General features: G+C 63.6%; 22 protein-coding genes. 14 read left to right on the forward strand and 8 right to left on the reverse strand.

Annotation, left to right across the window (positions count from 1 at the left end; all coding sequences use genetic code 11):
• The first annotated feature begins 88 nt into the window (after nucleotides 1-88).
• The 3 genes from A3AC_RS0122645 to A3AC_RS0122655 all read left to right on the forward strand — a co-directional run bounded on the left by A3AC_RS0122645 (nucleotide 89) and on the right by A3AC_RS0122655 (nucleotide 2,829).
• Complete coding sequence (locus A3AC_RS0122645) at nucleotides 89-1,378, forward strand: THUMP domain-containing class I SAM-dependent RNA methyltransferase (protein ID WP_025601624.1); 1,290 nt, start codon at nucleotides 89-91, stop codon at nucleotides 1,376-1,378.
• A 243-nt stretch (nucleotides 1,379-1,621) separates the two neighbouring features.
• Complete coding sequence (locus A3AC_RS0122650) at nucleotides 1,622-2,005, forward strand: VOC family protein (RefSeq protein WP_025601626.1); 384 nt, start codon at nucleotides 1,622-1,624, stop codon at nucleotides 2,003-2,005.
• Nucleotides 2,006-2,088: 83 nt separating this feature from the next.
• Nucleotides 2,089-2,829 carry a helix-turn-helix transcriptional regulator gene (locus tag A3AC_RS0122655; RefSeq protein WP_025601628.1) on the forward strand — a complete coding sequence of 247 codons (741 nt, stop codon included), beginning with the start codon at nucleotides 2,089-2,091 and terminating at the stop codon, nucleotides 2,827-2,829.
• A gap of 42 nt (nucleotides 2,830-2,871) precedes the next feature.
• On the opposite strand, the gene A3AC_RS0122660 is transcribed toward A3AC_RS0122655, so the two are convergent.
• From A3AC_RS0122660 to A3AC_RS0122670, 3 genes are read right to left on the reverse strand one after another with little or no spacing between them, the layout of a single operon-like run.
• A complete protein-coding gene (locus A3AC_RS0122660; protein ID WP_025601630.1) occupies nucleotides 2,872-4,326 on the reverse strand; it encodes an NAD(P)(+) transhydrogenase (Re/Si-specific) subunit beta in 1,455 nt (484 codons plus the stop codon).
• On the reverse strand, nucleotides 4,326-4,655 hold the full coding sequence (locus A3AC_RS0122665) for an NAD(P) transhydrogenase subunit alpha (RefSeq protein WP_006047931.1): 330 nt from the start codon (nucleotides 4,653-4,655) through the stop codon (nucleotides 4,326-4,328). Before A3AC_RS0122665 ends, A3AC_RS0122660 begins: the two co-directional genes overlap by 1 nt.
• A 26-nt stretch (nucleotides 4,656-4,681) precedes the next feature.
• Nucleotides 4,682-5,824 (reverse strand): Re/Si-specific NAD(P)(+) transhydrogenase subunit alpha, encoded by a 1,143-nt coding sequence (locus A3AC_RS0122670; RefSeq protein WP_025601632.1) that lies wholly within the window; start codon nucleotides 5,822-5,824, stop codon nucleotides 4,682-4,684.
• Between the two features lie 322 nt (nucleotides 5,825-6,146).
• On the opposite strand from A3AC_RS0122670, the gene A3AC_RS0122675 reads away from it, so the two are divergent.
• The 10 genes from A3AC_RS0122675 to A3AC_RS0122725 all read left to right on the forward strand — a co-directional run bounded on the left by A3AC_RS0122675 (nucleotide 6,147) and on the right by A3AC_RS0122725 (nucleotide 17,135).
• Entirely contained in the window at nucleotides 6,147-6,626 is a 480-nt protein-coding gene (locus A3AC_RS0122675; RefSeq protein WP_025601634.1) for an NUDIX hydrolase, read from the forward strand.
• A gap of 59 nt (nucleotides 6,627-6,685) precedes the next feature.
• Nucleotides 6,686-7,843, forward strand: a complete 1,158-nt coding sequence (gene mnmA, locus A3AC_RS0122680; protein ID WP_025601636.1) for a tRNA 2-thiouridine(34) synthase MnmA — start codon at nucleotides 6,686-6,688, stop codon at nucleotides 7,841-7,843.
• Nucleotides 7,844-8,079: 236 nt separating this feature from the next.
• Nucleotides 8,080-9,690: an FMN-binding glutamate synthase family protein gene (locus A3AC_RS0122685; RefSeq protein WP_025601638.1), complete on the forward strand. Its 1,611-nt coding sequence runs from the start codon at nucleotides 8,080-8,082 to the stop codon at nucleotides 9,688-9,690.
• Nucleotides 9,691-9,878: 188 nt separating this feature from the next.
• Nucleotides 9,879-10,454 carry a PAAR domain-containing protein gene (locus A3AC_RS0122690; protein ID WP_025601640.1) on the forward strand — a complete coding sequence of 192 codons (576 nt, stop codon included), beginning with the start codon at nucleotides 9,879-9,881 and terminating at the stop codon, nucleotides 10,452-10,454.
• A gap of 1 nt (nucleotide 10,455) precedes the next feature.
• Nucleotides 10,456-11,178 (forward strand): peptidoglycan recognition protein family protein, encoded by a 723-nt coding sequence (locus A3AC_RS0122695; protein WP_025601642.1) that lies wholly within the window; start codon nucleotides 10,456-10,458, stop codon nucleotides 11,176-11,178.
• 535 nt (nucleotides 11,179-11,713) lie between these two features.
• Nucleotides 11,714-12,721: a glycine--tRNA ligase subunit alpha gene (gene glyQ, locus A3AC_RS0122705; RefSeq protein ID WP_025601645.1), complete on the forward strand. Its 1,008-nt coding sequence runs from the start codon at nucleotides 11,714-11,716 to the stop codon at nucleotides 12,719-12,721.
• A gap of 15 nt (nucleotides 12,722-12,736) precedes the next feature.
• The gene (gene glyS / locus A3AC_RS0122710; RefSeq protein WP_025601647.1) at nucleotides 12,737-14,839 is read left to right on the forward strand and encodes a glycine--tRNA ligase subunit beta; all 2,103 of its coding nucleotides are present in this window, start codon (nucleotides 12,737-12,739) and stop codon (nucleotides 14,837-14,839) included.
• 10 nt (nucleotides 14,840-14,849) lie between these two features.
• Nucleotides 14,850-15,404: a D-glycero-beta-D-manno-heptose 1,7-bisphosphate 7-phosphatase gene (gene gmhB / locus A3AC_RS0122715; protein WP_025601648.1), complete on the forward strand. Its 555-nt coding sequence runs from the start codon at nucleotides 14,850-14,852 to the stop codon at nucleotides 15,402-15,404.
• A 40-nt stretch (nucleotides 15,405-15,444) separates the two neighbouring features.
• Nucleotides 15,445-16,203: a lysophospholipid acyltransferase family protein gene (locus A3AC_RS0122720; RefSeq protein ID WP_025601649.1), complete on the forward strand. Its 759-nt coding sequence runs from the start codon at nucleotides 15,445-15,447 to the stop codon at nucleotides 16,201-16,203.
• 44 nt (nucleotides 16,204-16,247) lie between these two features.
• Nucleotides 16,248-17,135, forward strand: coding sequence for a M48 family metallopeptidase (locus A3AC_RS0122725; RefSeq protein WP_025601650.1), 888 nt, complete (start codon nucleotides 16,248-16,250; stop codon nucleotides 17,133-17,135).
• A gap of 102 nt (nucleotides 17,136-17,237) precedes the next feature.
• On the opposite strand, the gene gloA is transcribed toward A3AC_RS0122725, so the two are convergent.
• Together gloA and A3AC_RS0122735 are read right to left on the reverse strand one after the other, a co-directional pair.
• Nucleotides 17,238-17,624 (reverse strand): lactoylglutathione lyase, encoded by a 387-nt coding sequence (gene gloA, locus A3AC_RS0122730; RefSeq protein ID WP_025601651.1) that lies wholly within the window; start codon nucleotides 17,622-17,624, stop codon nucleotides 17,238-17,240.
• A gap of 110 nt (nucleotides 17,625-17,734) precedes the next feature.
• On the reverse strand, nucleotides 17,735-18,847 hold the full coding sequence (locus A3AC_RS0122735) for a porin (protein ID WP_025601652.1): 1,113 nt from the start codon (nucleotides 18,845-18,847) through the stop codon (nucleotides 17,735-17,737).
• A gap of 342 nt (nucleotides 18,848-19,189) precedes the next feature.
• Between A3AC_RS0122735 and A3AC_RS0122740 the strand changes: the two genes are divergently transcribed.
• On the forward strand, nucleotides 19,190-20,125 hold the full coding sequence (locus A3AC_RS0122740) for a DMT family transporter (protein WP_025601654.1): 936 nt from the start codon (nucleotides 19,190-19,192) through the stop codon (nucleotides 20,123-20,125).
• Between the two features lie 31 nt (nucleotides 20,126-20,156).
• On the opposite strand, the gene rsmA is transcribed toward A3AC_RS0122740, so the two are convergent.
• The 3 genes from rsmA to A3AC_RS0122755 form a co-directional block, all read right to left on the reverse strand.
• Nucleotides 20,157-20,987, reverse strand: coding sequence for a 16S rRNA (adenine(1518)-N(6)/adenine(1519)-N(6))-dimethyltransferase RsmA (gene rsmA, locus A3AC_RS0122745; RefSeq protein ID WP_025601656.1), 831 nt, complete (start codon nucleotides 20,985-20,987; stop codon nucleotides 20,157-20,159).
• Between the two features lie 98 nt (nucleotides 20,988-21,085).
• Entirely contained in the window at nucleotides 21,086-22,096 is a 1,011-nt protein-coding gene (pdxA, locus tag A3AC_RS0122750) for a 4-hydroxythreonine-4-phosphate dehydrogenase PdxA (protein ID WP_025601657.1), read from the reverse strand.
• Nucleotides 22,097-22,101: 5 nt separating this feature from the next.
• Nucleotides 22,102-23,463 (reverse strand): peptidylprolyl isomerase, encoded by a 1,362-nt coding sequence (locus tag A3AC_RS0122755; RefSeq protein ID WP_025601658.1) that lies wholly within the window; start codon nucleotides 23,461-23,463, stop codon nucleotides 22,102-22,104.
• Nucleotides 23,464-23,482 lie beyond the last annotated feature (19 nt).

Raw genomic sequence — 23,482 nt, forward strand, 5'->3', positions numbered from 1 at the left:
AAACGGCCTGCCCTCCGCATGCAAAAAGCCGCTCGCCGCGACCGCGTACAATACGCCCTTACCCACCGCCCACCGGCTCGCCCCACCCATGTCCTTTGATTTCTTCCTCCCCTGCCCGCGCGGCCTTGAAGCCTCGCTCGCGTCCGAACTCGCCGAAATCGCCGCAAAGCATCTGCCTGGCGCGCCCTTCGCGTCCGGCTCGCAAGTGCCGGGCGGCGTGCATTTCCGCGGCGGCTGGGCAGCCGGCATGGCGGCTAATCTGCACTCGCGCATCGCGAGCCGCGTGCTGCTGAAAATCGCGCATCGTCCGTATCGCAGCGAGCAGGACATCTACGCGCTCGCCGTCGAGCAACGTTGGGAGCAGTGGTTCTCGGCAAACGAAACGCTGCGCGTGGACGTCACCGCGATCAAGTCGCCGCTGCGCAGCCTCGAATTCACCACGCTGCGCGTGAAGGACGCGATCTGCGACCGTCTGCGCGAAGTGAGCGGCGCGCGTCCGAGCATCGACACCGGCATGCCCGATGTCCGTGTGTTCGCGTTTCTAACCGCGACCGACTGCACGCTTTATCTCGACACTTCCGGCGACCCGCTCTTCAAGCGCGGCTGGCGCCTCGACAAGGGCGCGGCGCCGCTGCGCGAAAATCTCGCGGCCGGCATTCTGCGTCTGACCGGCTGGAGCGCCGGCACGCCGCTGTACGATCCTATGTGCGGCAGCGGCACATTCCTCGCCGAAGCCGCGCAAGTCGCGCTGAACATTGCGCCCGGCGCCGAGCGACGCTTCGGCTTCGAAAAGCTCAAGCAGTACGACAGCAAAACCTGGCAAACACTGAAGGCCGCCGCGCTCGAGGCCAAACACGCCGCCCGCAGCTCGCGCGCCGATCTGCAGATTTTCGGCAGCGACATTTCCGGCGACATGCTGGACAAGGCGCGCGCCAACTTCAATCGCGCGGGCTTGCCGTCCATTCCGCTCAAACAGGTCGACGCCCGCGGCATGACGCCGCCCAGTTCCGAGCCGGGCATTCTGGTGGCGAATCCGCCGTACGGCGAGCGGATCGAAGTTCGCGGGCGCAACGCGCGCGGCGAAATTCGCGAGGGACGCAATCGCGACAATCGCGAGGACGACAGCTTTCGCCGCGCCCAGGAAGAAACGCCCGACAGCGAGTTTTTCCAGTCGCTCGGCGACGCGCTCAAGCAGCGCTTCACGGGCTGGCACGCGTTCATACTCACGTCGGATCGCAAGCTGCCGGGCCAGCTGCGCCTGCGCGAATCGACCAAAACGCCGCTCTTTAACGGCGCGCTCGAATGCCGGCTGTTCCGCTTCGATCTGATCGCGGGCAGCGTACGGCAGCGGCCACAGGGTGAGACCCCGGCGGGTTGATCTCGCGCGGACGCGGGCCGTGCGGCCATGTTTGGCCGGTGCGCTCGCGTGTCGCGTGTCGCATGTCGCGCCTGGCATGCCGAAACCGCGGACCCCGTCCCGCAGTTTTTTTCGCCGGGATCCGCGCCGCCTGTCGCTCGGCTCCACCCTACTGACACCACGCTGTCAGCAGCCCCCCCGCACACTCCTCCTCACGCCATCCGGCAATTCATCCGGCTTATCCGCCGTCCACAGGAGAGTGTCATGTCCGCATCGTCCAAAGTTGTTGCATGGTTCGAAATCCCTGCCGTCAATTTCGATCGCGCCGTCCGCTTCTATGAAGCCGCGCTCGACGTCAAACTGAATCGCCAGGACATAGGCGGCCAGCCGATTGCCGTGTTCGGCTACGAAGAACCGGCAACCGGCGGTGCGATCGTCCACAGCCCGTCGATGACCCCGAACGGCGACGGCGTGCTCGTCTACCTGAACGCGCAGCCGACCGTGGACGCCGCGCTCGCCCGCATCGAAGAAGCCGGCGGCAAGACCGACGGGCCGGTCATCAAGCTGCCGCAAGACATCGGCTATATCGCGTTTTTCATCGACAGCGAAGGCAACCGCCTCGGCCTGCACTCGCGGACCAACGGCTAAGCGTGAAGCGGGCATCGCGCGAGCAGTGCGGCGCGCGAGAGAGACTCATGCGCCCGCCGCCCGAACGCTGACCGGAGCGCGGCATGGGGCGCTATCATCGCGGGACTGTCCCTGTCCTTTTCTACAAGACGCCCACGATGACGCGCCGCGCCGACCGCCTGTTCCAGATCGCCGAACTGCTGCGCGGCCGGCGCCTGACCACCGCGCAACAACTCGCCGACTGGCTCAACATCTCACTGCGCACCGTTTATCGCGACGTGCGCGATCTGCAGTTATCGGGCGTGCCGATCGAGGGTGAGGCCGGCATCGGCTACCGGCTGAGCCGTGCGGCGAGCCTGCCGCCGCTCACCTTCACCGCCGACGAACTCGCCGCGCTCGCCGCCGGCGCCCGCATGCTCGAATCGTGGGGCGGCGCCGGCTTTGCGGCCGGCGCGCGCGGCGCGCTCGCCAAGATCGCCTCGGCGATGCCCGCGGACAAACGCGCATCGCTCGAAAGGCTCGCGATCTTCGCGCCGTCGTTTCACATCAGAAGCGATTTTTCGACGCAGCTCGACACGCTGCATCGCGCGATCGACACGCGGCATGTAGTGAGCTTTGCGTACACGGATGCCAACGGCGCGGCGACCGAGCGGCGCGTGTGGCCGCTGGCACTCGCTTATTGGGGCGCGCGTTGGACGCTCGGCGCGTGGTGTGAACTGCGCAGCGACTTCCGCAATTTCGGACTCGAAAAAATTCAGCAGCTGGAAGTGCGCGAGCAGTATCCGGATCAGGAAGGCCGGCGGCTCGCGGACCTGTTGCGGCACGTGAACGCCAAGCCCAAGTGAAGACCGCGCGGCGCGCTCGCGCGCCACGCGATGTCATTTGCCTTATTCGACCGACTTCACCATGTCCTCGATCACCTTCTTCGCGTCGCCGAACACCATCATCGTCTTGTCCATGTAGAAGAGATCGTTGTCCAGACCCGCGTAGCCCGCCGCCATTGAGCGCTTGTTGACGATCACCGTGCGCGCCTTGTACGCCTCGATGATCGGCATGCCGGCAATCGGCGACTTCGGATCGTTCTTCGCGGCCGGATTGACCACGTCGTTCGCGCCGAGCACCAGCACTACATCGACCTGACCGAATTCGCCGTTGATGTCCTCCATCTCGAACACCATGTCGTACGGCACCTCGGCCTCGGCGAGCAACACGTTCATGTGGCCCGGCATGCGTCCGGCCACCGGGTGAATCGCGTACTTCACCTCGATACCCTTCTCGACGAGCTTGTCGGTCAGCTCCTTCAGCGCATGCTGCGCGCGCGCCACGGCAAGGCCGTAGCCCGGCACGATCACGACCGTCTCAGCGTTGCCGAGCATGAACGAAGCGTCGTCCGCCGAACCGGATTTCACCGGACGCTGCTCGGCCGCGCCGCCCGCGGCCGCCGCGCCCGGCTCGTTGCCGAAGCCGCCGAGAATCACGTTGAAGAAAGAGCGGTTCATCGCCCGGCACATGATGTACGACAGAATCGCGCCCGACGAACCCACAAGCGACCCCGCGATGATCAGCATCGGATTGTTCAGCGAGAAGCCGATGCCCGCCGCCGCCCAGCCCGAGTACGAATTGAGCATGGAGACGACCACCGGCATGTCCGCGCCGCCAATCGGAATGATGATCAGCACGCCAAGCACGAACGCGATTGCCGTCATGATGATGAACGGCAGCCACGACTGCGTGAAAAAGAAGATGACGCCGAAGCATAGCATCGCGACGGCAAGCATCAGGTTGATCAGATGCTGGCCTGCGTAGACAACCGGCGCGCCCTGGAAAAGCCGGAACTTGTACTTGCCCGAGAGCTTGCCGAACGCGATCACCGAACCGCTAAAAGTAATTGCGCCGACGAACGTGCCGATAAAGAGCTCCACGCGATTGCCGTAAGGCAAAAAGCCCGGCACCGGATTCTCCGGATCGATCAGGCCAAATGCCGCCGGCTCCGACACCACCGCGTACGCGATGCAGACGGCAGCAAGACCGATCAGCGAGTGCATGGCCGCAACAAGCTCCGGCATCTTCGTCATCTCGACGCGCGCGGCGACAAACGCGCCGATCGCCCCGCCGACAATCAGCGCGACCAGCAGCAGACCGAGCCCGAGCGCGAGATTCGAACCGAGCGTGTTCGCCTGTTTCGCGATCAGCGCGATGGTCGTGAGAATCGCAATCGCCATCCCGACCATGCCGAACGTGTTGCCGATGCGCGCGGTCTTCGGATTCGACAGCCCTTTGAGCGCCTGAATGAAGCAGACCGACGCGACCAGATAAAGCAGCGTGACGACGTTCAGGCTCATTACGCGTTCTCCTTGCTCTTGTCGGCAATCAATTTTTTCGGCTCTTTCTTGCGGAACATTTCGAGCATTCGCCGCGTGACGAGAAAGCCGCCGAACACGTTCACCGCCGCCAGCGCGACGGCGAGCGTGCCGAAGAACTTGCCGGGCGTGCCGAGCGTGAGACCGGTGGCGAGCATCGCGCCGACAATCACAATCGCCGAGATCGCGTTGGTCACGGCCATGAGCGGCGTATGCAGCGCGGGCGTGACGTTCCAGACCACGTGATAGCCGACATAAATCGCCAGCACGAAAATAATCAGGTTGATGACGGTGTGGTTGAGCACTTCCATCGCCGTTTCTCCAGGTGAATTCGCTTTTATGCCTTGCGCGCGACTTCGCCGTCGCGGGTGAGCAGCGTGGCCGCGACAATGTCGTCGGCGAGGTCGATGTTGAGCGCGCCTTCCTTCGTGACGATCAGCTTCAGGAAGTCGAGCAGGTTGCGCGCGTAGAGCGAGGACGCGTCCGCGGGCACCATCGAGGCGAGATTCGTGTAGCCGACTATCGTCACGCCGTGCCTGACGACCACCTTGTCCGCTTCGGTGAGCGGACAGTTGCCGCCGCGCCGGCCTTCGTATTCCGCGCCGCGGCCGGCCGCGAGGTCGACCAGCACGGAGCCGGGTTTCATGGCCTGCACGGTTTCGACCGAAAGCAGCGTGGGCGCCGCGCGGCCCGGAATCAGCGCCGTGGAGATCACCACGTCGGCCTGCTTCGCGCGTTCGTGCACGAGCGCCGACTGCCGCGTCAGCCACGACGGCGGCATGGGCCGCGCATAGCCGCCCACGCCTTGCGCGGCTTCGCGCTCTTCATCGGTTTCGTAGGGGACATCGAGAAACTTCGCGCCGAGCGATTCGATCTGCTCTTTCACGGCCGGACGCACGTCGGATGCCTCGATCACGGCGCCAAGGCGCTTGGCGGTCGCGATTGCCTGCAGGCCCGCCACGCCGGCGCCGAGAATCAGCACGCGCGCGGCTTTCACCGTGCCCGCGGCAGTCATCAGCATCGGCATGAAGCGCGGGTAAAGCGTCGCGGCAAGCAGCACGGCCTTATATCCGGCGATGTTGGCCTGGGAAGACAGCACGTCGAGGCTTTGCGCTCGCGTGGTGCGCGGCGCGGCTTCGAGTGCGAAGGCGGTGACACCGGCCGCCGCCAGCTTCTGCGCATTCTCGGCGTTAAACGGATCGAGCATGCCGATCAGCACTGCGCCGCGTTTTAAGAGCGGCAGTTCGGCTTCGGTTGGAGACTGGACTTTGAGGACGAGGTCAGCGCCGAAAGCGGTGGCCGCATCGACGATTTCCGCGCCGGCTGCGGCAAGGGCGTCGTCAGGAAAGCTCGCGCCGGCGCCGGCGCCGCTCTGGATGGTGACCCGATGGCCAGAAGCCACGTACTTCTTGACGGTCTCGGGCGTCGCGGCGACGCGGGTTTCGTGCGCGCGCGTCTCGGCTGGCACTCCGATGTGCATCGTTGTTCCTCCTCGACTTACTGTTTGACGACAGATCGGCCGACGAGGCACGCCGGCTTGCAAGTGCAACGGCTAACGCCTCACTTTACCCGAAACCTGGGGGTCGGCAGAAATCGGGGACAATCCGGGGTTGCCGACGGAGCATGCGGCCCCGAGGCGGCCATACGAAGTTGGCCGCGCGCAGTCGGGTCGCTGCTGCCGGTTGCCGCAGCCTTTGGCCTGCAGCCGGGTCGCCCGCAGCCGGACGCCCGCAGCCCGGACGCCCGCAGCCGGTCGCCCGCTTCCCGGCAGTTCGCGGACATAAACGGTAAAATGCGCACCCATGAAACCGGAAACCTGGCTGCCGCACGTGACCGTCGCGGCCATCGTCGAGCGTGACGGGCGCTTTCTCATGGTCGAGGAGCATACGGCCGCCGGGCTGCGCCTGAACCAGCCGGCCGGCCATCTGGAAGCCGGCGAAACGCTGCTGGAAGCGGTGATCCGCGAAACGCTCGAGGAAACCGCCCATCCGTTCACGCCCGAGTCGCTGGTCGGCATGTACATGACGCATTTCGAGCGGCCGAAAAGCGCGGGCGTCACCTATTTGCGGTTCACCTATTGCGGCGCCGGCGGCGAACCCGAGGCGGCACGCGCGCTCGACCCGGATATCGTCCGGACCTTGTGGATGAGCGCAAACGAGCTGCGCGCCTGCCCGGAACGGCACCGCACGCCGCTCGTCATGCAATGTATCGACGACTACCTCGCGGGCCGGCGTTTCCCGCTCGACTTCGTGCACACGCATTCGGTCGGGCCGAAAAGATAAGCGTCGCGGCGACCGCGACCCACGATCCATGAAGTCATGCAGTACCCAGTGAGCATCTTATGAGCAAGCAGAAAGTCGTAGTAGGCATGTCGGGCGGCGTCGATTCGTCGGTCACCGCGTGGCTGCTCAAGGAACAGGGCTACGACGTGGTCGGCCTGTTCATGAAAAACTGGGAAGACGACGACGACAGCGAATACTGCTCGACGCGCCAGGACTGGATCGACGTGGTGTCGGTGGCGGACCTGATCGGAATCGACGTGGAAGCGGTCAACTTCGCGTCCGAATACAAGGACCGCGTGTTCGCTGAATTCCTGCGCGAATATTCGGCGGGCCGCACGCCGAACCCGGACGTGCTGTGCAACGCCGAGATCAAGTTCAAGGCTTTCCTCGACCACGCGATGTCGCTCGGCGCCGAAACCATCGCAACCGGCCACTATGCGCGCGTGCGCGAGAACAATGGCCGCTTCGAACTGCTGAAAGCGTTCGACCATACGAAGGATCAATCCTACTTTCTGCATCGCTTGAATCAGGCGCAGTTGTCGAAGACGCTGTTTCCGCTGGGCGAGATTCCCAAAACCAAAGTGCGCGAGATCGCCGAGCAGATCGCGTTGCCCAATGCGAAGAAGAAGGATTCGACCGGCATCTGCTTTATCGGAGAACGGCCGTTTCGCGACTTTCTGAACCGCTATTTACCGACGAAGCCCGGCCCGATGAAGACCACCGACGGCAAAGTGGTCGGCGAGCACATCGGCCTCGCGTTCTACACGTTCGGGCAGCGCAAGGGCATTGGCCTTGGCGGCAGCAAGGACGGCAGCGGCGAGCCGTGGTTCGTGGCGGGTAAGGACATACCGTCGAACACACTGTATGTCGCGCAAGGCCACGACCACCCGTGGCTGCTGAGTCATACGCTGAGCGCGGGCAACACGAGCTGGGTCGCGGGCGAGCCGCCGCCGGAAGGCTTCGCCTGCGGCGCGAAAACCCGCTACCGGCAGGCCGACGCGCGCTGCACGTTCAGAACCGGCAGCGACGCGGCAAATAATGGCGAAGGCCTTTTCGAGCTTACCTTCGACGACGCTCAATGGGCCGTCACACCGGGGCAATCCGCCGTGCTCTACGATGGCGACGTGTGCCTGGGCGGCGGCATCATCGAACATGCGGCGACCGGGCAGCCGGCTGCGCGCGCGCCGCAGAAGGCGGCATTGCTGGGTGGGTGCTAGGGCGGTTTTTCGAGGCCTGTCTTTTGAGGCTGCTCGCTTTCCAAGCCGCTGCGTTTAAGCCGCTGGGTTTAAGCCGCTGCGTTTGAGCCGCGGATTCAAGCCACTGCGTTCGATCCCCGCCATCGACCGGCTCGCGGCTTGAAGTCTTGCAGTCGCTGGTTTTCCCCACGGTGGATCCGCCCGCGCTTCGCGCGCGTGCAATCCCTCCGTGACGATTCACTGCACCCGGAGTCTCCATGTTTTCTCGACGTTATCTGGCCATGTGGAGCGCCGTCGCGCTCCTCGCCGTCTGCGCGGCGCTAGCCGCGACGCATCATGTTTCGTGGTTGTGGATCGTCGCGCCGCTCGCGCTCGTCGCGCTCGGCCTGTTTGACCTGACACAAGCGCGCCACGCGATCTTGCGCAACTATCCGCTGTGGGGGCATCTGCGGTTTCTGTTCGAATTCATCCGCCCGGAAATCCGCCAATATTTCGTGGAAGGCGATACCGACGAAAAGCCGTTCTCGCGCGCTCAACGCAGCATCGTCTATCAGCGCGCGAAGAACGACGTCGACAGCCGACCGTACGGCACCGAAGTCGACGTCAAGGCCGTCGCGCACGAATGGATCAGTCACTCGCTCGCGCCGACCACGCTCGACAGCCACGACTTTCGCATCGTCGTGGGTGCAGAACGCGCGCAACCCTATTCGATGTCGATCTTCAATGTCTCGGCGATGAGCTTCGGCTCGCTCTCGGCGAACGCGATCATGGCGCTGAACCTCGGCGCGAAGAAAGGCAACTTTGCACACGACACGGGCGAAGGTTCGATGTCGAAGTATCACCGCGAGCATGGCGGCGACATCATCTGGGAAATCGCCTCCGGCTATTTCGGATGCCGTAACGACGACGGCACGTTCAGCGCCGAGAAATTCGCGAGGCAGGCCGCCGAGCCGCAGGTGAAAATGATCGAGGTTAAGCTCTCGCAAGGCGCGAAGCCCGGTCATGGCGGCGTATTGCCGGCCGCGAAAATCACGCCGGAGATTGCCGAAACGCGCGGCGTGCCGATGGGCCGCGACTGCATTTCGCCGGCCACGCATTCGGAGTTTTCGACGCCGCGCGGCCTGCTCGAATTCGTCGAGCGCCTGCGCACGCTGTCGGGCGGCAAGCCGACGGGGTTCAAGCTGTGCATCGGGCATCCGTGGGAATTCTTCGGCATTGCCAAGGCGATGCTGGAGACGGGCATTCTGCCGGACTTCATCGTCGTGGACGGCGCGGAGGGCGGCACCGGCGCGGCGCCGCTGGAGTTCACCGATCACGTCGGCGTGCCCTTGCAGGAAGGCTTGCTGCTCGTGCACAACACGCTGATCGGCATCGGCTTGCGGCAGCGTATTCGCATCGGCGCGAGCGGCAAGATGATCACGGCGTTCGACATCACGAAGACGCTTGCGATCGGCGCGGATTGGGTCAACGCCGCGCGCGGCTTCATGTTCGCCGTGGGCTGCATCCAGGCGCAAACCTGCCACACCGGGCGCTGCCCGACCGGCGTCGCGACGCAAGACCCGGTGCGCCAGCGTGCGCTGGTGGTGCCGGACAAGGCCGACCGCGTGTTCAGCTTTCACCACAACACGCTGCATGCGCTGAAGGAAATCATTCAGGCCGCGGGGCTCAAGCATCCGGCGGAACTGAGGGCGCATCACATCGTGAGGCGCGTGTCGTCGCATGAAGTGCAGTTGATGTCCGAGCTGTTGAAGTATCTGGAGCCGGACGATCTTCTCAAGGGCAACTATCGTTACTCGTTGTATGAGAAGTGGTGGCCCGTTGCGCGCAGCGATTCGTTTTCGCCGAAGGTGGAGTTGGCGGTGGCGTAAAGCGCTCCGCGGGAGAGCCGCCTTTCGTAAGTCTCTGACCAACCCGCGGCAATTAGGAATGTTCTAGAAATGCTCTTATATACAAGCGCTGCGACAGAACGTAAATTGGCGCGAGCCGCGCGGCAAACAACTTGATTCACTGAAAGCGTCGCGCGACCGCGATCTATTTGATCCATCGAAGGAAGCGCATGCGTCGGTATTATTTGAAAAAGGGAGATCAGTCGTCGGCTGGCGGGGTTGTACTTGAAGGCGAGGAGACCTACACGCACCAAGGGATAGCAATGACATATCTCGGCGCGAAGGTCTACTGCCCGACCTGCAAGACGACCGGCGTGATTGTTGGACAAGGGCCGCGTCTGCCCTATGCCATGATGAGCAGAGAAGCGGCGCTGGACGGCGACATTTGCGTGTGCAATTGCAAGCCGTCTCCGGTTATGACCGCGTCTCAAAACGACTCCTATCAGGAACTGAATCGTGACGAAATAAGGCTTACGCCTCGAGCGGATCAATCAGTCTCGCCATACTCCGCATCTGCGACGCCGTCGCCTAACCGGTATTCGCAAAGCATCTTCGTATACGACAGTGTGACTGGCGAGCCGCTAAAGAATCGGCGCTTCATTGCAAGCGTGGAAGGCGAGCAACGCTCTGGAAAAACGAACGCAAACGGGTACGCCCACCTGGAGACTGACGGCTCCGCGGAATTTCGCATCCATATAGTTTTTTCGTCACCGAGGCGAGAGCTGGTGCCGGGCCCCGGAGCCTGACATGACCGACTACAGCGTTAATCACTGGACGCACTCACAAACGACACCCCGAAGCGACACTGGCGAAGTCATCTCTATTCCAGTCAACGACCGCGCCGCGACACGCCAGGCGCTCATTAATCGCGTACGCCAACTGCGCATGAATTTCGTCGAAAGGTCAAATTGGGCGGCACACAAGAACCGCGCGCCAGCAATGCACGACGACTGGGACTATACAAAAATCGCAGTCCATCATGCAGGACGCAGTTTCGCATGTGGACCAGCGGCGCTGCAGTTGCAGGACATTCAGGACATGCAAATGGGCCGCGCTATCGCCGCAAGCGACGACATCGGCTACCACTACGCGCTCGACTGTTTCGGGAATGTGTTCGAGGGGCGGGACATTCGATTTAAGGGTGAACACGTGCACAATTACAACAAGGGAGTAATCGGTATCGTGTTACTGGAAAACCTGGCAATGCCTGGCGAGGGCCATGACGGAGTCGCTAAAGTAACAAAACTTCTTAGCCTGATGGGACTGAAGCAGAAGCCGAAAGTGTCTGAACAGCAGAAGTCATCGCTCACGGCACTCATTGGCGTTCTGCAGGAATTCTTCAATATCACGACCCTCGGCGGTCACCGGGAATATCCAGGTCAATTGGGCGAGCGCAAAATCTGCCCGGGCAATGCTGGTCTCGCGCTTGTGGATGAAATGCGCAGATCGACCGGGCTCAATGCACGGTGAATGCACTCGGAAAATTACGACTAGCCGCAGTGATAGCCGTTGCCGCGTTTGCCTTGTTGGCGGTCGAATACACAGGCTATGTCCGCTCGTATCGGGACCACGAAACACAAACCACGTTGTTTATGAAGCGCTATCCGACGCTACAGATAGAGTTCTATGATCCGTTTGCGACGGAGGGCGACGATCTCGCAATCGATCAGTTATCGCCGCCCGACCGCGTGCGCTTTGCCGATTATTGCAGGTACCGGTTCGGCGTCAGCGACTCAAGTGTGGCAGCTCTCAATGTATGTAGATCCAAGGCGTCAGCGAATTCATAGTTCGGACCATTTGGCGCGACTCACCGCCTGGCCGCATCGAAAGGCTGAAGTCGCCATCGGCAGCCGGACCAGGGCGCAAAGGCGTTTGTGATGCCACCCTCCCCCAAAACGGACACCCCCCCGCCTTTCCGTTAAAATCTCGGGTTTAGCACTTCGCTCCACGGTCGCCCCGCGTGCCTATGCGCCCGCGGCGCGGCCTCATGCCCGAAAGGCACTTCATGCTCACGTTTCAGCAAATCATCCTGACTCTGCAGTCCTACTGGGACAAGCAGGGTTGCGCGTTGCTCCAGCCGATCGACATGGAAGTCGGCGCGGGCACGTCGCACGTCCACACTTTCCTGCGCGCGATCGGCCCTGAACCGTGGCGCGCCGCGTACGTGCAGCCGTCACGCCGTCCGAAAGACGGCCGCTACGGCGAGAACCCGAACCGTCTGCAGCACTACTACCAGTACCAGGTGGTGCTCAAGCCCGCGCCGGAGAACATCCTCGATCTGTATCTCGGCTCGCTTGAGGCGCTCGGCTTCGACCTGAAGCAGAACGACGTGCGTTTCGTCGAAGACGACTGGGAAAATCCCACGCTCGGTGCGTGGGGCCTCGGCTGGGAAGTGTGGCTGAACGGCATGGAAGTGACCCAGTTCACTTACTTCCAGCAGGTCGGCGGTCTGGACTGCAAGCCGGTGCTCGGCGAAATCACGTACGGTCTCGAACGCCTCGCGATGTATCTGCAGAAGGTCGAGAACGTCTACGACCTCGTCTGGACCGAGTGGGAAGAACAAGGCCCGAACGGCCCGGAAACGCGCCGCCTCACTTATGGCGACGTGTATCACCAGAACGAAGTCGAACAGTCCACCTATAACTTCGAGCACGCGAACGTCGATCTGCTGTTCACGTTCTTCAACAGCTACGAAGCGGAAGCCAAACGCATGATCGAGGCGCAGATCGCCCTGCCCGCCTATGAACTCGTGCTGAAGGCCGGCCATACGTTCAATCTGCTGGACGCGCGCGGCGCGATTTCGGTCACCGAGCGGGCGGCGTACATCGGCCGGATTCGCGCGCTATCGCGTCTCGTCGCACAGGCTTACTACGACTCACGCGAAAAGCTCGGCTTCCCGATGCTCGGCAATCCGGTGCACGGCGTGCCCGGGCTCACCACCGACGAGCAGGACGCCGCCATGCCCGCGTGGGCGCCGCCGCTGAAAGTCGAACGCAAGATCGACCAGGACTGACGAGAACATCAAGAAATGACTCAACCCCATCAAGCCACCCTGCTGGTCGAACTGCTGACCGAGGAACTGCCGCCGAAAGCGCTCGCCCGTCTCGGCGACGCTTTCGCCGAAGGTATCGCAGAACGCCTCGCGGCGCGCGACCTGATTGAAGGCGAACTGTCCTTCGAGCGTTATGCAACGCCACGCCGCCTCGCCGTCATGGTGAAGAACGTGCGCGCGGTCGCGCCGGAAAAACAGGTGCGCGAAAAAGTGCTGCCGGTTTCCGTCGCGCTGGATAAAGACGGTCAGCCCACGGCGCCGCTCGCAAAGAAACTCGCCGCGCTCGGCTTCCCCGATTTTTCGGTGAGTGACCTGGAGCGCGCGCAGGACGGCAAGGCCGAAGCCTTCTTCCTGCGCTATGCCGCGCCAGGCGCCACGCTCGCGGAAGGCCTGCAAGCCGCGCTCGACGAAACGCTCGCGAAGCTGCCCATTCCGAAGGTGATGACCTATCAGCGTCCGGACGGCTCCAGCGTGCAGTTCGTGCGCCCGGCGCATCGCCTGACCGCGCTGCACGGCGAGCAGGTCGTGCCTGTCAGCGCGCTCGGCATCGACGCCGATGACACCACGCTCGGTCACCGCTTCCTGTCCGAAGGCTTCGTGCAGATCCAGCACGCCGATGCCTACGTGGACACGCTGATGCACAAAGGCCGCGTCGTGCCCAACTTCGCGGATCGCAAGGAAACCATCCGCACACATCTGCTCGCACACGCGGACGGCGACCAGGTCGTGATGCCGGAATCGCTGCTCGACGAAGTGACGTCGCTGGTCGAATGGCCTGTGGTTTATTCCTGCCGCTTCGAGGACGAATTCCTGCAAGTGCCGCAGGAATGTCTGATCCTTACCATGCAGACGAATCAGAAGTACTTCGCGCTGACCGATGCCAACGGCAAGCTGCGCTCGCGATTCCTGATCGTGTCGAATATCGAGACGTCGACGCCCGGCGACATTATCGAAGGCAATGAGCGTGTGGTGCGCCCGCGTCTGGCGGACGCGAAGTTCTTCTTCGAGCAGGACAAGAAAAAGCCGCTCGCCGAGCGCGTGCCGCTGCTCGCGAACGTCGTGTATCACAACAAGCTTGGCTCAGCGCTGCAACGCGTGGAGCGGCTCGAAGGGCTGGCGGGCGCGATCGCCGCTCTGATCGGCGCGGATGTGGCGCTCGCAAAGCGCGCCGCGCGTCTGGCCAAGGCCGATCTGATCACCGACATGGTGGGCGAATTCCCCGAGTTGCAAGGCACCATGGGCACGTACTACGCGCGCCACGACGGCGAGCCGGAAGAAGTCGCGCTCGCGTGCTCGGAACATTATCAGCCGCGCTTCTCCGGCGACGCGTTGCCGGCTACCGCAACCGGCACGGTCGTCGCGCTCGCTGACAAGCTCGAAACGCTGGTCGGCATCTGGGGCATCGGTCTGCAGCCAACCGGCGAGAAGGACCCGTTCGCGCTGCGCCGTCACGCGCTCGGCGTGCTGCGCATTCTGGTCGAGAAGCAACTGGCGGTGGACTTCGTCGAACTGTTGCGCACGACTCACGCGCAATTCGCCGCGCTGCCGAACGTGGCCGATTCGACACAAGCCATCTACGAATTCAGCATGGATCGTCTGCGCGGTCTGCTGCGCGAACGCGGTCACGCACTGGGCGAGATCGACGCGGTGCTGGCGCTCGAGCCCTCGCGTCTTGACGACATCGTCGCGCGTCTCGATGCCGTGCGCGAGTTTGCAGCGTTGCCGGAAGCGGCGTCGCTCGCGGCAGCCAACAAGCGCATCTCGAACATTCTGAAGAAGTCGGAAAGCGTCGCCGGGAACGGCGGCGTGCAGCCCGCGCTGCTGGTCGAAGCGGCGGAGAAGGCCTTGCATGCACAGCTCGAACAGGTCGCGCCGCGCGTACAGTCGCAGCTTGCCGCGCGCGACTACACGGGCGCGCTGACCGCGCTGGCTGCGCTGCGCGAACCGGTCGACACGTTTTTCAACGACGTGATGGTCAACGCGGAAGATCCGGCGTTGCGCGCGAACCGTCTGGCCTTGCTCGGCGCGCTGCATCAGCAGATGAATTGCGTCGCGGACATTTCGCGACTCGCCGCCTGAGCCGCACGCCATGCCGACGAAAAAAGTAGTGATCCTCGATCGCGACGGCGTGATCAACGTCGACTCCGACGCGTTCATCAAGTCGCCGGACGAATGGGTCGCGTTGCCGGGCTCGCTCGAAGCAATCGCGCGTCTGAGCCAGGCGGGCTATCGCGTCGCGGTCGCCACAAATCAGTCGGGCATCGGCCGGGGTCTGTTCGACATGAATGCGCTAAACGCAATGCATCTGAAGATGCATCGCATGGCAGCGGCCGTCGGCGGACGCATCGACGCGGTGTTCTTTTGCCCGCACACGGCTGAAGATCATTGCGAATGCCGCAAGCCAAAACCCGGCATGCTGAAGATGATCAACGAGCGCTTCGAGGTCGACCCCGAAAACACGCCGGTGGTCGGCGACGCAATGCGCGATCTGCAAGCGGGCGCGGCGCTCGGCCATCCGGTTCATCTGGTATTGACCGGCAAAGGCCGCAAGACGCTCGCGGCGGGCGGCCTGCCGGAAGGCACGGTCGTGCATGACGATCTGCGCGCGTTCGTGCTCGACTTTCTCGCCGACGCTCAGGAGTGACGCGCACCGCGCGCGTCCTTAACCCATACAGACCACGCCGATGCGCTTCATCCGTTCCTTGCTGCTGCTGATTTACTTCGTGCTGTTCACGGTGCCGTACGCGATTGCGTGCTTCATCGCGTTTCCATTCATGCGCGCCGACAGACGCTACTGGATGGCGGCCGGCTGGTGCCGCGTCACGGTCACAGTGGCGCGTTGGCTCAACGGCATACGCTATACGATTCAAGGCATGGAGAATCTGCCCGACGGTCCGGCCGTGCTGTTGTCGAAGCACCAATCGGCATGGGAAACGCTCGCGTTTCCCGCATTGATGCCGAAGCCGCTGTGCTATGTGTTCAAGCGCGAACTACTATACGTGCCGTTTTTCGGCTGGGCGCTCGGACTTCTGAAGATGGTTCATATCGACCGCAAGGAAGGCAAGTACGCGTTCGAGTCGGTCATCAGGCAAGGCAAGGCGCGCATGGCCGAAGGCGCCTGGGTGATCATGTTTCCGGAAGGCACGCGCACGCCCACCGGCAAGCAGGGCAAGTACAAAACGGGCGGCGCGCGCTTTGCGATTGCTACCGGCGCGCCGGTCGTGCCGATCGCGCACAACGCCGGACGCGTGTGGCCTCGCAACTCGTTTCTCAAATATGCGGGTATAGTCACAGTGTCGATCGGCAAGCCGATTGAGACGACGGGGCTCACGCCCGATGAAGTGAACACGCGCGTCGAACAGTGGATCGAAGCTGAAATGCGTCGCATCGATCCCACTGCGTATCGCGCGGCGGAAAGCGATTCCGCCGCCGCACCAATCTGACGCGCCCACGCCCTCGAAGGCGTACTTGCGCGAAGCCGAATCCGATGCAGAAGTCTCCTACGCCGCAGCCCGCTGCGGCGCTCGATAACCGGCAACTCGATCTCCCGCTCTTTGCCGAGCCGGGGTCGACTTCGTCGTCCCCTTCCCCCTCTGCGCCGAGCGCCTCAACTAATGGCCAGCAGCCCGCCGTACCGCTCGCACCGGACGGCAGCAAGCTGCGCAGTCTGACGATCGGCGCGCGCACGCTGCATTACGCGCTCAAGCGTTCTGCGCGTCGCTCGATTGGCTTTGCCATCGACAGCACCGGGCTCACCATCACCGCGCCGCGCTGGGTCACGCTCGCGGATATAGAAACCGCAATCACGGAAAAGCAGCGCTGGATTTTCACGAAGCTGATCGAATGGCAAACGCGCGTCGAACAGCGCGCGTTGCCGAAGGTGGACTGGAAAGACGGCGCACAAGTGCCCTATCTGGGCCAGCCGGTGCGCGTGACGCTCGGCTCGCCGCAAGGCACGCTCGCATTCAGCGCGGAACAAAGCGCGCTGCAACTGCCGCTGCCTTTACAAGCGGACCCGCAGCAGATCAAGGACCGCGTGCAAGGCTGGTTGCAGGGCGAGGCTAAGCGTCTGTTCGGCGAGCGCCTGGCGATTTACGCCGAGAAACTGGGCGTCAACTATCGCGCCTATGCGCTTTCGTCAGCGGCCACGCGCTGGGGCAGTTGTTCGAGCGACGGCAAAATTCGCCTCAACTGGCGGCTGATTCACTTTCCGCTTTCCATTATCGACTACGTAGTCGCGCACGAGCTTGCGCATCTGCGCGAGATGAACCACAGCCCGCGGTTCTGGCAAACAGTCGAGTCGATCTTTCCGGAATTCCGCGAGGCGCGGCAGACGCTGAAGTCGCATCCGCCGGAGCTGTTGCCGACGTTATAGCGTCCGTGAGCGGCTTAGCCGCTGGTGGACCGCCGGACGGCTTCACCGCCGCGCCATGCTGCGATATCTACATGGCGCGGCGCTCGGCGCACCCACGCGGCGTTACTTTTTCTTCTGGATGAACTCGATCTTGTAGCCGTCAGGATCGGTGACGAATGCGATCACCGTCGTGCCGTGTTTCATGGGCCCGGCTTCGCGCACGACCGTGCCGCCTTGCGCCTTGATCTTGTCGCAGGCGGCATACGCATCTTCCACCTCGACGGCCAGGTGTCCGAAGCCGTTGCCGAGGTCATACGACGGCGTGTCCCAGTTATGCGTCAATTCGATGACGGTGCCGTCGCGCTCGTCCGTGTAGCCGACGAACGCCAGCGTGAACTTCCCTTCCGGATAATCCTGGCGGCGCAGTAACTTCATGCCGAGCAGTTCGGTGTAAAACGCGATCGAACGGTCCAGGTCGCCGACCCGGAGCATGGTGTGAAGCAGGCGCATCGTGTACTCCCTGTTGCTTGATGTCGAGAGCGTAAATGTACCCGGATTCGACCGCCGCTGCAGTGAGCGGAGCGCTCGCGACGCTCGCGTGAAGCGCGCGCCGCCGCGCTTCAGAATTGATGCCGCAGGCCCGCCATCAAGCCGATTTGCGAGCCTTTCTGCGCGAGGCCGACGCCATTCACGCCCTGCAGTTGCGCGCCGATCAGATCGCCGCGATACAGCGAATAGTCGCCTTCGACGTAGACGTCCGTGCGCTTTGACAGCGCATAGTCCGCGACAAGCTGATATTGCCATGCCGAGCCGTCTTTCGCGGCGGTCTTGCCGTCCTGCAATGTCCGCCAAACGTTCGCCGCGAAGTGCCACGCGTTACCGACCTGCTGCGTGATGCCGCCCATGAACATGCGCCGCCGCGAGAAATCCGTGTACTTCAGCGCGATCAGCGCGGGTGCCGTGAATGGTCCGTTGGCAAAACTGGAGAAGCCGGCGTCGGCGCGATTGACGATATAGCCAAGCGAAAAGCGCGTCTTGTCCCACGTGTACGAGCCGCCGAAGGTCCACGCTTTTGCCGACGCGCCGTTGACCGAATCCTTCGACTCCTCATAGGCGCCGCCGATGGTGAACGGTCCGCCGGCCGGCGCATAAGCCGCTGCCGCGCCGATCTGGCTGCCGTATGAATTGCCCGCGTTGCCGCCGAACGCATAGCCGGCCGCGAAGCTAAAGCCGTTGTACTTCGCCTGATACTGCACCTGGTTGCTGGTCCAGATGCCGCCTGTCATCGTCACTTCGGGTTGGAAGCTGAAGTCGTACGGAATCCACGGATTGCTGCCGTAACCGCCTACCGTGATCCCTTCGATCATCACGTTGTACTGACGGCCGAGAATCACCTGCCCGTAGGAATTCGACCGCACACCGATCTGCGCTTCGTTGAAGAACGGCAAGGTCGGATCGCTCTGCCCACTGTTGATGTAGATGCGATTCTCGAGCTTGAAGAAGGTGGACCAGCCGCCGCCCAGGTCCTCGACGCCTTTCAGGCCCCAGCGGCTTTGCGTCATGCCGCCCGCGCCGAGCCCGAGCGACGAATCGCCGGCCCTGTTGGCGTGGGTCAGATAGCGCACGCTCTCGTCCACCACGCCGTACAGCGTCACGCTGGACTGGGCCTGCGCGGCCGGACAACCGAGCGATAGCAACGCCACCGCGGCCGCGCTTCTGCTCAAGGTCATCATGTCGTCTCCTCGTAGCGGTTCCGCCTCGCGCGGATCGAGTCTGGCTGCTGACGCGGGCATTGCCGACCGGCTCGACTTCCTACGAAAGCTCGGAGCCGTCGGCGTCACGCGCATGAATGTACCGACAGAAGTTTCGTCGAACCTTATCGCGAAACCGTGATGGTAAGAAATAGTGTGTTGCGCGAGCGTTGCGCCGGATCCGCGAAATCCGCAAATCACTTGCGACTTGCAAGAAGCACGCGTAGGCGAAGGGGACATCGGCTGGATCGGGAGGGCGGGTTTGCTATCGTACGGGCTGCGCCGTTCAACCTGTCTCGCCTTCAACCACACACACCTGCCCCGATGAGCACCACTGCCCTGCCCACGCGTCGCGCCCCTGATGGTTTCGCCGTTCTGCTGATGGTCGGCTTGTGCGCGATCTGGGGATTCCAGCAAGTGGCGATCAAGACCACCAATGCAGCGCTGCCGCCGCTCTTTCAGGCGGGCCTGCGCTCGACCATCGCGGCGCTGCTCGTGTGGGGCTGGGCTCGCTCGCGCGGCACGCCGCTGTTCCGCGACGACGGCACGCTCGCCGCCGGCCTGCTGGCGGGCATGCTGTTCGCGGCTGAATTCGTGTGCATCTTCCTTGGACTCACGTTGACCAGTGCGTCGCGCATGGCGGTCTTTCTCTACACCGCGCCGTGCTTCACGGCCCTTGGCCTGCACTGGTTCGTCGAAGGCGAACGGATGCGGCCGCTTCAATGGCTCGGCATTGTCGTGGCGTTCGCCGGCATGTCGCTGGCTTTCGCGGACGGCTTCCTGCATGGCACTGCGGCAAGCGGCTCGTCACTGGCCGGCGTGGCGGGCGACGCGCTCGGCGTGCTGGCGGGCGTCGCATGGGCCGCGACGACCGTCGTGGTGCGCGCGACGCGGCTTGCACACTCGAGCGCGAGCAAGACGCTCTTCTATCAGCTCGCGGTATCCGCCGTGGTTCTGCTCGCGCTGGCGCTCGCACTCGGCGAGGCGCGCGTCGAGACGCTCACGCCGCTCGTCGTCGCGAGCCTTGCGTATCAGGCGGTGGTGGTGGCGTTCGTCAGCTATCTGGTGTGGTTCTGGCTGCTCACGCGCTATGTCGCGTCGCGACTCTCGGTGTTCTCGTTTCTCACGCCGCTCTTTGGCGTGACCTTCGGTGTGTTGCTGCTCGGCGAGTCGTTCAGCCTGCGCTTTCTGATGGCAGCGGCACTCGTGCTGACCGGCATCGCGCTGGTCAATGCGCCGGCCAAGCGCGCGGCGAGCTAGCACGAACGCAGTAACGCCTCGCGGCTCGCCCTCAGGCCTTGGCCGCCACGAGCTGCGCCACGCGGACGTATTCGGCCACCGGCACGTCTTCGGCGCGGCGCTGCAAGTCGAAGCCGATGGCGTCGAAATCCACCGTGTCGCGCAATGCGGCCAGCGTGTTGCGCAGCATCTTGCGCCGCTGCGAGAAGGCGGCGGTGACCACCTCGCCGAGCACGCGCTCGTCCACCGGCGTCAGCTCGTGCGGCGCATACGGGATCATGCGCACGATTGCCGAATCCACTTTTGGCGGCGGCTGGAATGCCTCGGGCGGCACGTCGAGCTGCTTGTCGATCACATAGCGGTACTGCAGCATCACCGAAAGACGGCTGAACGCCTTCGTGCCGGGCTCGGCCACCATCCGCTCGACCACTTCGTTCTGCAGCATGAAGTGCTGATCGATCACGCGACGCGCGAACGACGTCAGGTGAAACAGCAGCGGGCTCGAAATGTTGTACGGCAGGTTGCCGACAATGCGCAGCGACGGCGCATCGCCAGGCGCGGCCAGCGAGCCGAAGTCGAACGCGAGCGCGTCGCCCGCATGCAGCTCGAGCAGATCGCCGAACTTGTTCTTCAGACGCCCGATCAGATCGCGGTCCAGTTCGACAGCGTGCAGCGGCGCCTCGGGCGTGGCAAGACGCTCGATCAACGGCTCGGTCAGCGCGCCGAGCCCTGGTCCGATTTCGACCATGCGCTCGCCGCGCTGTGGCCGGATCACGTCGACGATCGAATCGATCACGCCCATGTCGACCAGAAAATTCTGCCCGAAACGCTTGCGCGCGATATGACCTTGGTGCCGGCCTTGCTGCTGTCTGCTGGTGGACATCGAAGAAACGCTAAAGAGTGAGAACTGCTTGAAAAAAGACCACGCGCGAAGCCGCGGATACGACGCTCAATGAGCCACGCTAAATATGCAGCGTTGAATCAGCCCGCGCGGCGATGTTGCGCCATGGAAACCGCGGTGTCGATCGCCGCGATCAAACTGCCCGCGTCGGCGCGGCCAGTGCCGGCGAGATCGAGCGCGGTTCCGTGATCGACCGACGTGCGGATGATCGGCAAGCCGAGCGTCACGTTGATGCCTTCGCCGAACGTCGCGTACTTCAGCACCGGCAAGCCCTGATCGTGAAACATGGCGAGCACGCAGTCGGCTTCGTCCAGATAACGCGGCTGAAACAGCGTGTCGGCCGGATAGGGACCGCGCGCGTCGATGCCCTCACTATTCGCGAGCTTGAGCGCCGGCGAAATGACGTCGATTTCCTCGCGGCCCAGATAGCCGTTTTCGCCCGCGTGCGGGTTGAGCCCCGTGACGAGGATGCGCGGCGCGGGCAGGCCGAAGTGATGCCGCAAGTCGTGATCGACAATGCGCAGCGTTTCGACGAGACCCTCGATTGAAAGCGCCGCCGACACGTCCTTGAGCGGCAGATGCGTGGTGGCGAGCGCCACGCGCAGCGGACGCTTGCCGGTGCCCGCCAGCATCATTACCACGCGCGGCGTGTGGGTGCGTTCCGCGAGATATTCGGTGTGGCCTGTAAAAGGCACGCCCGCGTCGTTGATGGTGCTCTTTTGCAGCGGCGCGGTGACGATCGCGTCGAAAGTGCCGGCCATGGCGCCGTCGATTGCGCTGTCCAGAAGGTCGAGCACGTAGCGCCCATTGCCCGCGCTCAGCTTGCCGGCGACCGCCGGCACGCCGAGCGGCCGATGCTGCATGCGGATGCGCGAGGCGTCCGCCTGCAGCGCACTCCAGTCCACGCCCACTGCGCGTGCGCGTTCCGCGAGAAGCGCGGCATCGCCCAGCACCGTGAACTGCGCGCCGGGCCAGTGCGTTGCCGCGCCGGCCAGCGCTTGAACCGTGAGTTCGGGACCGACGCCGGCCGGCTCGCCGGTGGTGATCGCGATCTGCAACGGCAAGCTGGCGGACTGGGCGGCGGTGCTCATGATGGTTACTGAATGCTCGACAGATCAGGTTTCACTTCGACATAAGCGGTGTCGCGCAGTTCGCGCAGCCAGTCTGCGTAAGCCTGCTCCGCCTTGCGCTGACCGATGGCCTGGCGCGCGAGGTCCATTTGCTGGGCGATGGAGCCTTGCGCCTCGCGGCGCTCCAGCACCTGAATCAGGTGATAACCGTATTCGCTGCGCACTGGGTCGCTGATCTGGCCGTCCTGCAGCGTGTTCATCGCGCGCTCGAATTCCGGCACCGTTTCGCCCGGGCTGATCCAGCCGAGGTCGCCGCCCTGCGACGAAGAACCGTCTTGCGAATAGGTGTGAGCGAACTTCGCGAAGTCGCCGCCCGCGGCGATTTCCCGCTTGATTTCGAGCAGCTTCTGACGCGCTTGCGGTTCGGACATGCCGTCGCCGACGCGCAGCAGAATGTGGCGCACGTGCGTTTGCATGAGCTTGGGGGCGTCCGAACTCGTGCCCTGACCGGTGCGGCGGTCGACGAGACGCACGATTTCAAAGCCGTCGCTGGTGCGGATGAGCTCCGGATTGACCTGGCCCGGACGCAGCGCCGAGGCGGCCTTGACGAACTCCGGCGGCAGCTTCGACGGCGACGCGTAGCCCATGTCGCCGCCCTTGCCCGCATCCGGCGCCTGCGAATTCGACTTCGCGAGCTTTTCGAAGTTGGCGCCGCCCTTGGCTTCGGCGAGCAGTGCCTCGGCCTTCTTCTGAGCCGCTTCAATGTCCGTTTGCGGCGCGTTCAGCGGCGCTTTCAGGAGAATATGTTCCATGTGCAGGTCGCTCGTCGCACCGGCATTCGGACCGCGCTGACTCGCGATGTAGTTCGCGACTTCCGCGTCTGACACCGTGACCTTGCTGTCCACTTCCTTTTCACGCAAACGCGAAAGCGTGAGCTCCGTGCGCGCGTCGCTCGTGAACGTGGTCCAGGGCACGCCTTGCGCCTCGATACGCGCGCGGTAGACGTCGAGCGTCAGATTGTTCGCCTGAGCGAGGCGCTCGAGCGTTTTCTGCACCGCCGCGTCGTCGATATTGATGCCGACTTCCTTCGCCTTCTGCAACTGGATGCGCTCCAGCACCATCTGGTTGAGCACCTGCTGACGCAACTGGTCGGCCGGCGGAACCGGCGCGTTCTGCTGCTGCAGACGCCGGGCGATCAGGCCCGCGCGCTCGTCGAGCTCGCGCCGCGTGATGACACCGTTGTTGACCACTGCGGCAATCGTGTCGACCGTCTGGCCGCGGTTGCCGGCGAGCGCCTGCGCCTGTACCGGCGCAACCGACACGAAAGACGCCACGGCGGCAAGACCTGCCGCGAGCGTTGCCAAGCGAAGCTTTTTCATGATTGCCACAGATACTCCAATGATGTCG

Source organism: Burkholderia sp. WSM2230, assembly GCF_000472445.1.
Lineage (GTDB): Bacteria > Pseudomonadota > Gammaproteobacteria > Burkholderiales > Burkholderiaceae > Paraburkholderia.